This is a genomic window from Zobellia sp. OII3 (assembly GCF_002211465.1).
Lineage (GTDB): Bacteria > Bacteroidota > Bacteroidia > Flavobacteriales > Flavobacteriaceae > Zobellia > Zobellia galactanivorans.
On record NZ_MWRZ01000001.1, the window covers coordinates 1,504,133 to 1,518,970 of the forward strand.

Here is a 14,838-nt window from a genome sequence, read left to right on the forward strand (position 1 = left end):
TTTTTAACGGGAAAGTCGGTTTTGGGCTTCCTTGAGAATTTCCATGACCCGTGTCTTTAGGCTTTCGGGCTCGAGAATTTCGGCATAATCGGCAAACATCAGATACCAGCGGGGGAAACCGTGCAGCACATCGGAAGTCATAAAGGTCATTACGACTTTGTCGGCCTTGCTTTCTTGGGAAACGAAACCATATTGTCTGCTTCGAACGGAAATGTAACGGGCGATATCCTTGTCAATGGAAATCACGATTTTGGTTTTTTCCTTTTCCGGATTTTTGTTCAGGTGCTCGTCGAGCGAGCCGTGTTCTAGGGTAAAGGCTTGGTCGGTCCTTTGGATCTTGAGCATCCTGTCGGTTCTGAACTGCCGGTAATCGCACCTAAAATGACAATAGCCGAGCACATACCAAAAATTGTTTTCGTGAAAAAGTCCTACCGGTTCAATAAACCGTTCCGAAGGGTGTTCGGCATTGAGCGAGTGGTATTTTAAAAAGACCTTTCTTTTTTCGGCTATACTTTCGAATAGGACTTCTAGGGCGTTGGGAATGTTTTCGTCAAAAGGTTTTTGTGACGGGTCTATCAATACTTGCGACTCCAAGGTGCTGATCCAATCTTTTTCCTTTCCCCTTAAAACCGATTTTACCTTGTACATGGCCGACCGATGGTGCAAGCCTAAGGAGGGGTCGGTAAACTTTTGCATTAATTTTTCGGCAGCGACGAAGCTACTGGCCTCTTCACATGTGAACATGACAGGAGGTAGGCGATATCCTTCCATGATGGAATACCCTACACCGGCCTCACTTGAAATGGGAACCCCTGAAGCTTCCAAGGAACGGATGTCCCTATAGATGGTTCGTAAACTGACATTGAAACGCTCTGCCAATTCTTGGGCCTTTACAATACGTTTCGATTGCAGTTGGATCAGTATGGCTACAATGCGGTCAAATCGGTTAATGGTATCCAATCCCATAAGTTTACGGTATAAATTCCAAAGATAAAGTTTCAGGTGATGGCCTGGGCAGTTTCGGAATTTCATTCTGTATTGTTTGCAGATTCATAGGAACTAATGTTCCACAAAGAAAGGAAGGGGAGGTGACAAGGGTATGTCAGTAGGGGGTTAGGCCCTTAAGGAAGAGTCCCTGACGACGAGGGTGGTTTTTATTTCAACGGTTTTGGTGATGATGTTGTTGGAAGGGCTATCAATTTCATCGATAAGGTATTTTACCGCCGTACGGCCAATTTTATCCCCTGGCTGATCGACGGTTGTGAGTTCGGGTTGAATGATTTTTGAACTGGCCGAGTTGCTAAAGCCTACCACGGCTATTTCCTCGGGTATTTTTATTTTGAACTTGTTTAGGGCCTTTATGGCGCCTATGGCCGCATCATCGGTAATGGCAAAGATGGCATCGGGCCGTTTTTTCATGCTCAAGAGAATGTTCGTCAGTCGTCTACCGTGAATAAGGGAGATGTCCTCGGTACTTAAGATGATCTTTTCGCGAATACGGATCCCATGATGTTCCAGAGCACGGAGGTAGCCGGCGTAGCGTTTTTCGGAGTTATATGAATTTTCGGTTTCCTTAATGATGGCAATACGCTCTTTGCCCAATTCGATGAGGTGTTCCACGGCATTGAAGGCGGCTTCCTCCTCGTTGATGACCACCTGGGTGCATGGGATTTTTTGAGACACTTTGTCGAACAGAACAATAGGTGCCCGGTTCAAAGTGCGAAGCACATCGTCTACTTTGGTAGTTTTTCGGGCAAGCGACATCAGAATGCCGTCTACACCGAATTGGGTCATGGTATTGAGCATTTCGGTTTGTTTGGTTTCACTATTGTTCGATTCTGAAATAATGACACGGTAGCCCTGTATTTCGGCTTCCTCTAAAATCCCCTTTAATATCGTAGAGGTAAAGTAATGCGAAATGTTGGGGACGATCACCCCGATGATATTCGTTTTTTGGGAGCGGAAACTTCTGGCGAAGAGATTGGGCGAATAGTTCATTTGCCGAGCCAGTTTCTTTACGTTTTCCTTGGTTTTTTCATTGATGTCCGGGTGATCGTTTAAGGCTCTGGAAACTGTTGAGATCGACAGGTTCAGGGCTAAGGCCAATTCCTTTAAAGTGGTGTTATGTCTTTTGCTCATAAAGTAAATGGATATTGATTTTCAGTTCGGTACGCTTGTGATTGTGATAAAATTAAGAATTGCAAACGTTACCGCAAACGTTTGCATGTCATATTTGTAATTTTTTCGTCGAAATAGTGTGATATTCAGATAGTTTTGACTCTGTATTGATAAATTAATAACAACTCAAGTTAAAACAACTTAAAAAACTACGATTATGAAAAAAATAGTTTTTGCGGTAATCGGTTTATTTTTGGGAACTGGCGCTTTTGCCCAGACAGAAATTTCCGGTGCCATTACGGATAGTGCTGGGGAACCTATCCCGGGAGCGAACATTATAATAGTTGGGAGTACCTCGGGTACGACATCTGACTTTGATGGCAACTATACCTTTTCAACCGACCTTGAAGGAAACCATATGCTTCGTATTTCCTATCTAGGTTTTACCACTATAGATAAGCCGGTAGAGCTCAACAATACCGCTTTGACCATAGATGTTGTACTTCAGGAGGGAGGGCAACAATTAGACGAGGTGGTCTTGACCGCTTCCAGTACGTTTAGGTCGCAGAAGCAGGCGCCTTTATCGATCAGTTCGGTAAAAATGAAAGAGATTACCAAACTATCGGCCAACAGCCAAGCGGATATTCTTCGTAGTGTTCCTGGTATTACCGCTGAAGGTGGTGGTGGTGAAACCGCAACAAACGTATTCGTTAGGGGGCTTCCTTCAGGTGGGCAGTATGTGTTCAACCCGTTACAATACGACGGTATGCCTTTAATGAGCACTTTTGGTTTAAACTCTTCCGCTCATGATGTGTACGCAAGACCCGATATTGGTTTTAAAGGAGTGGAATTTGTACGTGGTGGTTCTGCAATTTTATATGGTGCGGGTTCTGTGGCCGGTATCATTAACTATACGAGTAAAACAGGGGATACCAACCCGGGTAACATCGTAAACCTAGAAGTAGCCAATATGGGCCGGTTAAAAACCGATTTTTATAGTGGTGGCCAATTGGGTGGAGAAGATTCTAATACCTACTATGCTTTTACTGGTTTTGTAAGACATGACCGTGGCCCCATAGATACAGGTCTACCAACAAAAGGGGTGCAGTTCAGGGCTAATATCAAGAAGAAATTTGACAAAGGTACGTTTACCGTGCATGGCCAATTCATAAATGATAAGGCCCAGTTCTACCTTCCGATACCTTTAAAAGGGGGAAGTAGGGAGCGTATAAACGGAAATGACGGTGAGCCCGTAGAGCAATTGTTGACAGGGGAATTGGCCAATACTTCCTTTCTTACCCCAGGTGGAACTTACAATAGTCCCATTGCCGATGGTGTTTCTACCACTGGCGGCTATCTTTTGGCCGATTTTGACTATAGATTGGACGATGACCTAAGATTTAAATCCAAAGTAAAATATGCCAACTACAAGCACAATTTTGCCCTCTATGTGGGAGGTGACGGAAACAACGGAAACCCTATTACCCTAGATAATTACGTAGAGAGCATCGCTCCAGGAAATCAAGGATATACGGCGAATTACCAAAGTGGAAATCCCAACCAACAAATAAACGGTTCCGACTTGGTTGTCGACAACCTGCATGTTGACCGTTTAAGGCCTATGACCGATTACTCGGGAGAGGCTTCTTTGACCAAAACGATAGAGACTATGAATGGTGGAAGTCACAACGTAACCTTAGGTACTTTTATCGCCCGTACCGAAGCGGAAGACGTTAATTACCAATACCGTGTGCTTTCCGAATTCAATAACGCTCCAAGGTTGGTGAACTTGAGCTATGCAGATGCAGGGGGTAACAATGTTATTTATTCCGAAGGCGGATTGTACGATCGTATCGGTCAAACCGCAAACAACTACCTGTCTCAAAACAGGTTGGCCTTTTATCTGACCGATGAGATGATTTTTGACCGATGGCGTTTTGATGTTGGTTTTAGATATGAGCATACCGATGGTGAAAACAGTAAAGGGGGCATTATGAGCGCAACCGTTTATGACAATCCTGAATTGACCACTGCATTAAGTGATGTTCAAACGGCAGATGGTAGCTTTATTCGGTCATCGATACAAGCTTCGGGATGGGCCGTTTCTTTCGCCGGTCTTTACGAATTGACCGATGCAACAAACCTGTATGCAAACTTCTCTAAAGGCTATTTTTTTCCACAAATAAGGGGGTTTGCCCCAGTGGCGGGTATTTCAGAAAATGCATATGATCCGGAAAACATTATTCAGTTCGAGGCAGGTGCTAAATTTGGTACGCCCAAATTCTCTGGATCGGTTGCCGCTTACTATGTAGCCTTGAAGGATAGGATAAAAATTCAACAAGCCATTGTTGGTGGCCAGTTGATAGATGAGACGCGTTCTGAGCAAGATACTAGAACTATAGGTGTAGAGGCTACGGGCGATTACGAAGTGGCCAGTAATTTCAACCTTCGCGGTACAGTAACTTATCAAGCTCACGAAATCACGAAAAATACAGATTTTGATTTGGTGAACGGTACGTCTACCGAAGCCAACGTAGGAAACAAATTGGCAAGACAACCCAACTTTTTAGGGTCTTTGGGAGCGTATTACGACAACAATAAATTCGACGCCAACTTTGGTGTGAACTATACGGGTAGCAAATACGCTTCCGATGTCAATGATATAGAATTAGATGCTATTCCGATCGGTAGATTGGGCGCTGGCTACACTTTTGGTAAGCCAGAAGAAAACCAAACGGTCCGTTTGGGTTTCTCCATCTTCAACCTTTTTGACAGTGATGGTATTACCGAAGGAAACCCAAGGGCAGGTGCCGCAGGCCAGAGCGAATCTGAGTTCTTTGTCGGTCGCCCTATTCTTCCGAGAAGGTTCTTCTTGACGGCTACCTTCAATTTCTAAAAGGTATTTGAAATTTAGTTTGAGTTTAGTTTGTTGAATCCAAAGACACATTGGTGGTGGATTTGCTGCCAATGTGTTTTTATTTTATGCATGTTATGAAAGAAAATTTAATCCATAGGGCAATTGACGTTTTAGACGCCAATTTTCAAGAAGGAGGGTTTACTATACCGAGTAAAGGACTTTATCCGTTTCAATGGAAATGGGATAGCGGTTTTATTGCCATAGGCTTGGCCCATTACAATACGGATCACGCAAAAAAAGAAATAGAGACCTTGCTGAACGCACAATGGGACAACGGCTTTATACCGCACATTGTTTTTCATACGGATGACGATTCTTATTTTCCAGGCCATGATTTCCACAGATCGGACTTACATCCGCTTTCATCAAAAAAATACAAGTCTACAGGAATGACCCAGCCTCCGGTTACCGGCTTTGTATTACAGGATATGTTGCGCATTGTAGAGGATAAAGAAGATATGCTCGATTTTATCAAAGGGCAGATCGATAAGGTGTATGGCAACCATGTGTATTTTTACGAAAACCGTGACCCGCAAAACGAAGGTCTGGTATACATCTACCACAATTGGGAGTCGGGCACCGATAACTCTCCGGTATGGGATGATATTTGGGATACAATGAATCCACCGGAATATACTTTTGAGCGAAAGGATACCACTCATGTCGATGCCTCGGAAAGGCCTTCAAAAAGAGAGTATGATCACTACCTGTACATCATTGATATAGCCAAGCAAAACAATTACGATGATGCCAAAATAGCCGAATTATCTCCTTTCTTGGTGCAAGACCCGTTATTCAACGCCATGCTCATCAAGTCGAACCAGGCACTGATCGAGCTTTATGAAATAATCGGGGGGAATGACGATAAAATTACATACCTGAAAAAGAACCAAGAAAGAAGCATTGCCGCTTTCAACCAGAAACTATGGGATGCTGAATTGGGAGCATATGTTCATTATGACCTGCGAAACAATACGCCCATACGCCATGTGTCTTCTTCTTCGTTTTCGCCTTTGTTCGCGGCTATACCTAGTAAAGAAAGGGCCGAGGTTTTGGTCAATACCATGATGGAGCGTTTCGGAGGTGACGATAAATACCTTTGCGCCTCTTTTGATCCGACAAATGACCGTTTCAATCCTAGAAAATATTGGAGGGGCCCCGTTTGGATCAATATGAACTGGATGTTGTACCGTGGCTTAAAGGAGTACGGGTATACTGATATTGCCGAGCGAGTAAAAAATGATTCGATCGAGCTTGTGGAGCGCGATGGCTTTTTTGAATATTTCGATTGTAGAAAAGACACCGGTGATGAAACAAGAAAAGGCTATGGAGGCGATAACTTCTCATGGAGTGCGGCCTTGATCATCGATCTTTTAAAAAATTGAATAAGGGTTTTTTTAAAGGTTTGGGGGCGCGGAATTAAAATGTGTGGGAAAATCTATTTTTCCCCTCTGTTGGATGACGGTTATGGGGCGTTTCGGCTCCCAAACTCCCTTTGAAAACGATATGGAATACCATTTTTGGGAGGTTAAACACTTATATTTGGTGTAATCCCCCCTGTTTTTAGTAGTGCAATAAAGGAACGTAGATGACCAGGAATTGTTAAAAAGGACAGTTCCGTAGAACATTCAGCTAATTGGATGAGTAGGAGATAACATACCAAACCAAAAGTAAATTTACTCATGAATTATTTAGACTATATCATAATCGTTGTTTACCTAGTGGGCTTCTTGGGTCTTGGTTTTCTGTTTAAGGAAAACAGTTCTGGGGGCGACTATTTTCTAGGGGGAAGAAAAACTTCTTGGTTGCCTTTGAGCCTTTCGGCCATGGCGACCCAGCTTTCGGCCATCAGTTTTATTTCGGCGCCGGCATTTGTGGGCCTGAAAGATGGCGGGGGCATGCAATGGCTTACCTATGAGCTGGGCGTGCCTTTGGCCATGGCATTTCTGCTGGTAGCCGTGTTGCCGACCCTCTATAAATCGGGTATTGTAAGTGTTTACGAATACCTCGAAAAACGCTTTGACGCTTCTTCGCGCTTATTGATCAGTTTTGTATTCCAGATCAGTCGCTCCGTAGCGACCGGGGTAATGGTCTATACCATGGCCTTGATATTGCAGGCTACCATACAATTGGATTTTTGGATATCGGTCTTGATCATTGGGGTCATTACTATGGTCTACTCTTTTCAAGGAGGTATGAAAGCCGTTATTTGGGGAGATGTCATTCAAATGAGTATTTTGTTCTTAGGAATAATCATCTGCCTCTTTTACGGGTTCAGCGAGCTTGGGGGCATCGATAGCTTTTTGGCCAACGTAGATCAAGACCGTATTACGGCCATTGATTTTGATAAATGGGGGTTCAGCAATGCCGATGGTAATGATGAATTCGGATTTTGGCCCATGGTTATCGGCGGTTTCTTTTTATACGCATCGTATTACGGTACAGATCAGACCCAGTCGCAGCGTCTGTTGTCATCGAGTAGTATGTCCAATCTAAAGAAATTGATGATGGCCAACGGCCTGTTGCGTTTTCCTTTTACCTTGACCTATTGTATTATGGGCTTGGTGTTAGGTACCTTGTTGATGCAAGATTTGGGCTTTCAAGACCAGATGGAAAGTGTATATCAGGCCAATATTTCTTCTTTGGAAGGAAAAAAGGCCGATCTCTTGGTACCGGTGTTCATCATTAAATATTTGCCCAACGGGGTAATCGGTATATTGATCGTGGCCATTATGTCGGCCGCAATGTCGACCCTTAGCTCTACGGTCAATTCATTGTCTGCCGTTACCATGGAAGATTTTGTGAAGCGATTCAAGCCCAATATGGGGGATAAGCAATACATGTCCTACTCAAGATTGCTTTCCATATTTTGGGGCTTGGTCTGTTTATTCTTTGCTTTTTTCGCGGGTAATATAGAAGGTACCGTTATCGAGGTCATCAATAAGATCAGTTCGGTATTTTATGGTCCGATCTTGGCCGCTTTTATTTTGGCGATCTTGACGAAACGAACCCATGCCCTTGGGGCCAACATCGGTATTGTTGCCGGGGTATTGTTCAATATTTACCTTTGGTTGTACGTGCCGCAAATATTCTGGTTCTGGTGGAACGCCCTCGGGTGTTTGGTCACCATTCTTATAGCTCTTGCCGTTAGCTATACGGTCAAGAGAACGGTAAACGAAGGTCTAGAGGTGGTATACTATTCAGGGAAGAAAGAAGTGGCTATTTTGGTCGGTTATTTTGTAATCATTCTTTGTGCTTGTCTTTTGCTTCCCTCTGTTTTCAATTAAAGTAAGCATTATGAAAATTGTAATCGCTCCCGATAAATTTAAAGATTCCCTCACTGGGTTTGAGTTCTGTGATGCCGTAGCGGAAGGCCTGCAGCACGTGTTCGATGACGTCGAAATCGTAAAAATGCCTTTGGCCGATGGGGGAGACGGTACCATCGACGTGGTGAGGCACTATATACACGGTGAAAAAATAAGCATAACCGTAAACGACCCCTTGTTTAGGCCTATAAGCGCTTCCTACCTATATGCTTCGGAAAACCGCATCGCCTATATTGAAATGGCGGAAGCATCCGGACTCAAGTTATTGGCCGATGCCGATAGAAACTGTATGAACACTACAACTTTCGGTACGGGTGAGCTTATTGCCGATGCCCTTGAACGTGGGGCCCAAGAAATTATTCTAGGGATAGGGGGAAGCGCCACCAACGATGGGGGCATGGGCATGGCGAATGCCTTGGGCTATCGTTTTAAGGATAGCTTCAGTAAAGAATTGAATCCGGTAGGAAGCAATTTGAACAAGGTAAAAAGTATTGATGCATCAAAGGTCCACCCCCTCTTGGCCAATGCAAAATTTAAAATCGCCTGTGATGTCTCCAACCCGTTTTATGGCGTGAACGGGGCGGCCAAGATCTATGCCGCACAAAAGGGGGCATCTGAAGAAGAAATAGCGTTGTTGGACAACGGCTTGAAGAGTTTTGCCAAGGTCGTTTTTGATACCTACAATATAAGTCTACAGAAAATACAGGGCTCGGGTGCCGCGGGAGGAATTGGCGGTGGGGCTATCGTATTTCTAAGGGGCGAGCTCACTTCCGGTATCGATTTGGTCAAGGGCTTGGCCCGTTTTGATGAGGTAATCGCAAATGCCGATTGGGTGATTACCGGAGAGGGCCAGTTAGATGAGCAAACCCTGTCGGGCAAGACCATAGATGGGGTGATTACTTCCGCAAAGAAGGCGAATGTTCCGGTTGCCGCGCTTTGTGGTTCGGTATCTATATCCATTGAACAACAAGAAGGCTTCGGGCTGGCCTATGTGAATTCCATCGTAAGGGGAGTCTCTACCTTGCCCGAAGCTATGGCTTCCAGCTATACGAATTTGGTAAATGCCAGTTACAATTTTGCCAAGTTGATAAAGTAAGGGTTGTATTCGTTTCAGGATCGGTTGTTGGCCTTCCTTAAAATAGGGGCTTTAAAAAAAAACTTCTTTTCTACATCACTACTGACAAAGGGTTGTCACGTGGCACTTTTACATTTGTTCCCGTAAAATAATACGAACTTAAAAATGTAAATTATGAGCACAGCAAACCCATCCGTAGAAAAAGTGGCGCAGGTAATTCTTCCTGCCGAACTATTGGCCCACTGGCAAGGGCATAGAACTTTGACCAGAAAAGTAATAGAAGCATTTCCTGAGAAAGATTTTTTCGAATACAGCATTGGAGGAATGCGGCCATTTTCAAAAATGGTAGATGAGCTCTTGAGCATAGCGGGTCCTGGAATGAAAGAAATAGTTTCGGGAAAAGCGGCTGCCTTCACAGAAGCCGTAGCTCATGGAAATAGTAAAGCCAAAGTCTTAGCGCTTTGGGACGAAGCCACGGAAGAGATCAACGCTAATTGGGCTAAGATCGGGGTTGATAAATTTCATGATTCTATCAAACTTTTTGGTCAGTACGAAGGGACTATTCAATCTAGTATTTTATATTTCATAGACAATGAAATACACCATCGCGGCCAAGGCTATGTCTATTTGCGAACCCTAGGTATCGAGCCGCCCATGTTCTGGGATAGAAATTAACGGTAAAAAGCCTAGGCAATGACAGTATTGGTCTTTAAGACATCCGTTTCCAAGAATAAACAGGTAAAAAGGCTCAAACCCCTCTTGACCCAATTGGTCGAACCGATAGGACGATGGAATTTTGATCTGGAGGATTGTGATAATATCCTCCGGGTCGAAACCCGTCAATGCCCATCTTCGGTAGTACGCCTATTGGAAGAACAGGGCTACGTTTGCGAAGAACTTTAGTGGGCCAAATCGGCCCGCTATTTTCCTATACCTGACATATATCATATTTTGAACAGCTTAACAAAGTTAAGTTTGTATAAAACAAGATACGATTTATGTGCAGTCTAGTTCAAAAATACAATGTGGCGGGTCCGAGATATACCAGTTACCCCACTGTTCCTTATTGGAATATGGATACTTTTTCTAGCAAGAAGTGGCAATCGACCCTGATCCAAAGTTTTGAGGAAAGCAATGCGAAAGAAGGTATTAGCCTGTACATACACTTGCCCTTTTGTGAAAGTATGTGTACGTTTTGTGGTTGCCATAAACGCATAACCCAAAGGCATGAGGTTGAGGAACCGTATATTCGTACCGTATTGAAGGAGTGGAAATTGTATTGCGACCTCTTTTCTCAGCGGCCCATAATAAAAGAACTTCATTTGGGGGGCGGAACCCCTACTTTCTTTACACCACAGAACCTCCAGAACTTGATCAATGGAATTTTTAGCATGGCCAAAAAGGCCGAAGATTACGAATTTAGTTTTGAGGGACATCCGAACAACACCACCAAAGAACATTTACAGGCACTGTACGATGTTGGGTTTAGGCGGGTCAGTTTTGGGGTGCAAGATTACAATATCAAAGTACAACAGGCCATCCATCGCATACAGCCTTTTGCGAACGTAAAAAACGTAACGCAATGGGCCAGGCAGATCGGTTATACATCGATCGGCCATGATATTATTTTCGGACTTCCTTTTCAGAAGGAGGAACATGTTCGCGAAACTATATTGAGAACCAAGGAACTGCGCCCAGATCGTTTGGCCTTTTATAGCTATGCCCATGTGCCATGGTTAAAAGGTAATGGACAAAGAGGGTATAAAGATGCCGATTTGCCTTCGGCCGAAGAGAAGCGCCAACAGTATGAAACCGGTAAGGCCTTGCTCGCCGAGGTCGGATACCGTGAAATCGGTATGGACCATTTTGCCCTTCCTACCGATGCGTTGTATAAATCTATGCAATCGGGCGAACTGCACCGTAACTTTATGGGGTATACGGCTTCTAAGACCCAGGCAATGATTGGCTTGGGAACCTCTAGTATCAGTGATAGTTGGTATAGCTTCGCCCAAAATGTTAAAGGTATCGAAGAGTACCAACATTTGGTGGAAAACAACGTTATTCCAGTGTATCGAGGTCATATTCTCACCGATGAAGATCGCGTGATAAGAAAGCATATCCTAAATTTGATGTGCGGGTTTAAAACCTCTTGGTCGCTACCGGGCCTTCGTTTTGAGGCAATTGACGAGGTGCGGGAAAGGTTGCGTGAAATGGAACAGGACGCTTTGGTGGTTGTCGTTGAAGATGGGGTAGAGGTCACCGAAAAAGGACGCCCGTTCATTCGTAACATTTGTATGGCATTTGATGTGCTTTTACATAAAAAGGAACCGGAAAAAAGATTATTTTCAATGACAATTTAATAGGCCCTAATCTTCTAAAATAGATATATTATGAAAAAAATTATAGTACCTCTAGATTTCTCCGAACAGTCTGAATATGCCCTTAAGGTTGCCGTATCGTTGGCAAAAAAACACGATTCGGAAATACTGGCCTTGCACATGCTGGAACTCAATCAGGCCATGATTACTTCTTCCGAAGGCTTCCACCCAGAACAGACCGTTTTTCTGATAAAACTGGCAGAGAAAAGGTTTAACGAGTTTTTAAAGAAACCCTATTTGGAAGGTGTGAAGGTCACGCCCATCATCAAACACTACAAAGTCTTTAGTGAGGTGAATGCGATTGCCGAAGAACACAAGGCCGAGCTTGTTGTTATGGGCTCACATGGTACCGATGGCCTCGAAGAGATTTTTATAGGGTCGAATGCCGAAAAGGTAGTGCGAAATAGCGAAGTGCCCGTATTGGTCATTAAGAACGAAATAGCCAATTTTAGTATAAACCGTTTTGTCTTTGCCTGCGATTTTAGGGAAGAAAGCATCCCGGCCTATAAAAAGGCCAAGGCATTTGCCGATTTATTAAAAGCCGATTTAGACTTGGTGTATATCAATACACCGGGCGATAATTTTTTAAGTTCAGCGGATATCTACAAACGTGTAAACGCTTTTATCGGAAAGGTAAACGAAGCCTTACAGGTAGAGATTTACAACGATTATAGTGTAGAGCGCGGGGTGTTGAATTATAGCGAAAGCAACAGTGCCGATGCCATAGGGATACCTACCCATGGACGTAGGGGACTATCCCATTTCTTTATGGGAAGTATTGGGGAAGACATCGTGAACCACTCCAAGATACCCGTGGTTACTTTTAAAATATAGATGCACTTAAACTTTATGCAACTATAAGGCCGGTCCGTTTCATACGGACCGGCCATTTTTTTACCGGTTTGGGTTAGCCGATCTTCATTTCTTCGGGGTTCCAGTTTACGGGTTCTTTTTTGTAATAGCTTTCATTGGCCAATAAGGCCGCACCTGCAGCCCGTAGTCCGAACGTAGGGTCTTGAACGACCTTTCCGTTTTCGCGAATGGCGGTGAAGAAATTATAAAAATGATCGTGGTGGCCACCTTTGTAATCCTTTGGTGCCTGCTATTTGGTAGTTCCTGTGGCCAAGGCCGAGGTACGGGTGTCTAAGTTCTGTTGGGCATAGCCCCTCCTGATTTGTTCTTGCATGGCTTCGGGAAAGGAAATCATGGAATAGCCACCGGGCACTAGGCCGAGTTTGGAACGTTTTAGGGAAACGGAATTTTGGCCAATTTCCATTTCGCCTTCGGTCCCGATTAGTTTAAAGCCGCTTCCTCCTCCGCTTCCGGCGATGAAGTTGATGCGAAAGGCCGCATTGAAGGCCGCGTGGGTCGCTGTCTTAGGATAATCGTAAAGGGTAATGCTTACATCGGGTACGTCCCTGCCATCCTTCCAATAGCGAAGGCCTCCGGTAGCCATGGCGCGGTTAGGGCCATGGGAGTCGATAACGTAGTTCAAGGTTGAGAATGCATGAACGAAAAGGTCTCCGGCAACACCTGTGCCGTAATCCCTATAATTTCTCCATCTAAAAAATCGTTTCGGTTCAAATTTCACCTTGGGCGCCTGTCCCAAAAACGTATCGAAATCAACGGTTTTCTTATTTGCGTCGGGTGGGATCGGGTATTGCCAAGCGCCCTCTGCCGAGTATCGGTCATTATAAAAATCGAGCATTACAATATCGCCAATGGCCCCATCTTGGTAGAGCTGTTTTGCTTTTTCATTGCCTAAGGAAGCCATTCCCTGACTCCCTACTTGACATATCTTGCCAGAAGCCTTTTGGGCGTCTATTATGGCTTGTCCGTCTTGCCACTCCTGTACCATAGGCTTTTCGCAGTAGACATGTTTTCCGGCTTTAAGGGCGTCTATGGTAATTTGTTTGTGCCAGTGGTCGGGCGTGGCGATAATCACTGCATCGATATCTTTTCTTTTGAGGATTTCCCTATAGTCGCGGGTGGTGAAAATAGCATCGCCCCACAATTCCTTGGCCCTTTCCAGTCGGCCCGTATAAAGGTCGCATGCGGCAACCAGCTTTATGCCGGAAACGGTGAGCGCGGCCTTGGTGTCGAAAATACCCTGAATACCGGTTCCGATCAAGGCCAGTTGTATTTGATCATTTGAGGAGAACACCTTGGTGTCGTATTCGCGTTGCATTAAGATGCTTTCGTCTTTTGATGCCGATAAGATTAAGGGGGCAGAAGTCACTGCTGCAGAACCTAAGGCTGCTTTTTTAAGAAAATACCTTCTAGAGTTGTCTTGTTTCATGTAATAAATCAGGGTTTTGTTCGGTCAACCGATGAATTTACAATTTTCTACCGATCCCTGATTTCTTTTTAGGGAAAAGAAAAAAGACAATTTTGTCCTATTTACTGATATATATCATGTTTTTCACCTTGTATAGCGCCTATTTTTGTTGAAAATTAATCATTAAACCACTCAAAATGAAAATAGTAGTTAAAAGTGTAGTGCTGATTTTTTCGCTTTTGCTTACGGCCTGTGGAGGCAAGGAAGAAAAGAAGAAAGAAGGATTTAGCGTAGATCGTGAAAAGGCAAAAACGGAAAAGCCGGCTGAGGCGGTACCGGCTACCAGTGCGGTACCGGCATCTCAACGTGTCGATCTTGAGAACAAGGGGGTCGGCCCGGTAAAATCGGTGACCCTGTCTCCCGATATCGACGAGGCCTTGGCCAAAAAGGGGGAGGAAATCTATACCCAAATGTGTTTGGCCTGCCATAGGGTCGATAAAAAATTCATTGGTCCGGCACCAACGGGTATTTTAAAAAGACGTAGCCCCGAGTGGGTCATGAACATGATTCTAAACCCAGAGGTAATGGTAAAAGAAGATCCCTTGGCAAAAGAGCTTATTGCCGAATTCAACGGAGCTCCGATGTCGAACCAGGGGTTGACCGAAGACCAGGCTCGAAGCGTACTGGAATTTTTTAGAACGCTAGAGTAGTTCTAGCCATAAGAGGCCATGGCTGTTGATGCAGCA

Annotated in this window: 12 protein-coding genes; 9 read left to right on the top strand and 3 right to left on the bottom strand. The window is 44.3% G+C overall.

The genetic code is table 11. The features are described 5' to 3' along the window. Positions 1–3: 3 nt before the first annotated feature. Positions 4–966 (bottom strand): helix-turn-helix transcriptional regulator, encoded by a 963-nt coding sequence (locus B4Q04_RS06180; RefSeq protein WP_046287448.1) that lies wholly within the window; start codon positions 964–966, stop codon positions 4–6. 147 nt (positions 967–1,113) lie between these two features. After that, on the bottom strand, positions 1,114–2,139 hold the full coding sequence (locus B4Q04_RS06185; protein WP_013993580.1) for a LacI family DNA-binding transcriptional regulator: 1,026 nt from the start codon (positions 2,137–2,139) through the stop codon (positions 1,114–1,116). Positions 2,140–2,335: 196 nt separating this feature from the next. On the opposite strand from B4Q04_RS06185, the gene B4Q04_RS06190 reads away from it, so the two are divergent. From B4Q04_RS06190 to B4Q04_RS06225, 8 genes are all read left to right on the top strand, one after another. Further along, positions 2,336–5,014 carry a TonB-dependent receptor gene (locus B4Q04_RS06190; RefSeq protein WP_088696276.1) on the top strand — a complete coding sequence of 893 codons (2,679 nt, stop codon included), beginning with the start codon at positions 2,336–2,338 and terminating at the stop codon, positions 5,012–5,014. Between the two features lie 95 nt (positions 5,015–5,109). Then, the gene (locus B4Q04_RS06195) at positions 5,110–6,420 is read left to right on the top strand and encodes an amylo-alpha-1,6-glucosidase (protein WP_088696277.1); all 1,311 of its coding nucleotides are present in this window, start codon (positions 5,110–5,112) and stop codon (positions 6,418–6,420) included. 297 nt (positions 6,421–6,717) lie between these two features. Continuing rightward, a complete protein-coding gene (locus B4Q04_RS06200; protein WP_013993584.1) occupies positions 6,718–8,322 on the top strand; it encodes a sodium:solute symporter in 1,605 nt (534 codons plus the stop codon). Positions 8,323–8,332: 10 nt separating this feature from the next. Further along, entirely contained in the window at positions 8,333–9,457 is a 1,125-nt protein-coding gene (locus tag B4Q04_RS06205) for a glycerate kinase (RefSeq protein ID WP_088696278.1), read from the top strand. Between the two features lie 153 nt (positions 9,458–9,610). Then, a complete protein-coding gene (locus B4Q04_RS06210; RefSeq protein ID WP_088696279.1) occupies positions 9,611–10,111 on the top strand; it encodes a DinB family protein in 501 nt (166 codons plus the stop codon). 18 nt (positions 10,112–10,129) lie between these two features. Continuing rightward, positions 10,130–10,339, top strand: coding sequence for a hypothetical protein (locus B4Q04_RS06215; protein WP_013993587.1), 210 nt, complete (start codon positions 10,130–10,132; stop codon positions 10,337–10,339). A 95-nt stretch (positions 10,340–10,434) separates the two neighbouring features. Further along, positions 10,435–11,796 (top strand): oxygen-independent coproporphyrinogen III oxidase, encoded by a 1,362-nt coding sequence (gene hemN / locus B4Q04_RS06220; RefSeq protein ID WP_013993588.1) that lies wholly within the window; start codon positions 10,435–10,437, stop codon positions 11,794–11,796. A 30-nt stretch (positions 11,797–11,826) separates the two neighbouring features. Then, on the top strand, positions 11,827–12,648 hold the full coding sequence (locus tag B4Q04_RS06225) for a universal stress protein (RefSeq protein ID WP_013993589.1): 822 nt from the start codon (positions 11,827–11,829) through the stop codon (positions 12,646–12,648). Positions 12,649–12,916: 268 nt separating this feature from the next. Here the strand turns inward: B4Q04_RS06225 and B4Q04_RS06230 are convergent, their stop codons facing one another. Further along, the gene (locus B4Q04_RS06230) at positions 12,917–14,113 is read right to left on the bottom strand and encodes a Gfo/Idh/MocA family protein (RefSeq protein WP_236630977.1); all 1,197 of its coding nucleotides are present in this window, start codon (positions 14,111–14,113) and stop codon (positions 12,917–12,919) included. 176 nt (positions 14,114–14,289) lie between these two features. Between B4Q04_RS06230 and B4Q04_RS06235 the strand changes: the two genes are divergently transcribed. Then, positions 14,290–14,802, top strand: a complete 513-nt coding sequence (locus B4Q04_RS06235; RefSeq protein WP_013993591.1) for a c-type cytochrome — start codon at positions 14,290–14,292, stop codon at positions 14,800–14,802. Positions 14,803–14,838 lie beyond the last annotated feature (36 nt).

Excerpts from the sequence above, each read along its gene's own strand:
- hemN (WP_013993588.1), top strand. The coding sequence starts at position 10,435 with ATGTGCAGTCTAGTTCAAAAATACAATGTGGCGGGTCCGAGATATACC.
- B4Q04_RS06235 (WP_013993591.1), top strand. The coding sequence starts at position 14,290 with ATGAAAATAGTAGTTAAAAGTGTAGTGCTGATTTTTTCGCTTTTGCTT.
- B4Q04_RS06200 (WP_013993584.1), top strand. The coding sequence starts at position 6,718 with ATGAATTATTTAGACTATATCATAATCGTTGTTTACCTAGTGGGCTTC.
- B4Q04_RS06225 (WP_013993589.1), top strand. The coding sequence starts at position 11,827 with ATGAAAAAAATTATAGTACCTCTAGATTTCTCCGAACAGTCTGAATAT.
- B4Q04_RS06205 (WP_088696278.1), top strand. The coding sequence starts at position 8,333 with ATGAAAATTGTAATCGCTCCCGATAAATTTAAAGATTCCCTCACTGGG.
- B4Q04_RS06190 (WP_088696276.1), top strand. The coding sequence starts at position 2,336 with ATGAAAAAAATAGTTTTTGCGGTAATCGGTTTATTTTTGGGAACTGGC.
- B4Q04_RS06210 (WP_088696279.1), top strand. The coding sequence starts at position 9,611 with ATGAGCACAGCAAACCCATCCGTAGAAAAAGTGGCGCAGGTAATTCTT.
- B4Q04_RS06185 (WP_013993580.1), bottom strand. The coding sequence starts at position 2,139 with ATGAGCAAAAGACATAACACCACTTTAAAGGAATTGGCCTTAGCCCTG.
- B4Q04_RS06215 (WP_013993587.1), top strand. The coding sequence starts at position 10,130 with ATGACAGTATTGGTCTTTAAGACATCCGTTTCCAAGAATAAACAGGTA.
- B4Q04_RS06195 (WP_088696277.1), top strand. The coding sequence starts at position 5,110 with ATGAAAGAAAATTTAATCCATAGGGCAATTGACGTTTTAGACGCCAAT.
- B4Q04_RS06230 (WP_236630977.1), bottom strand. The coding sequence starts at position 14,113 with ATGAAACAAGACAACTCTAGAAGGTATTTTCTTAAAAAAGCAGCCTTA.
- B4Q04_RS06180 (WP_046287448.1), bottom strand. The coding sequence starts at position 966 with ATGGGATTGGATACCATTAACCGATTTGACCGCATTGTAGCCATACTG.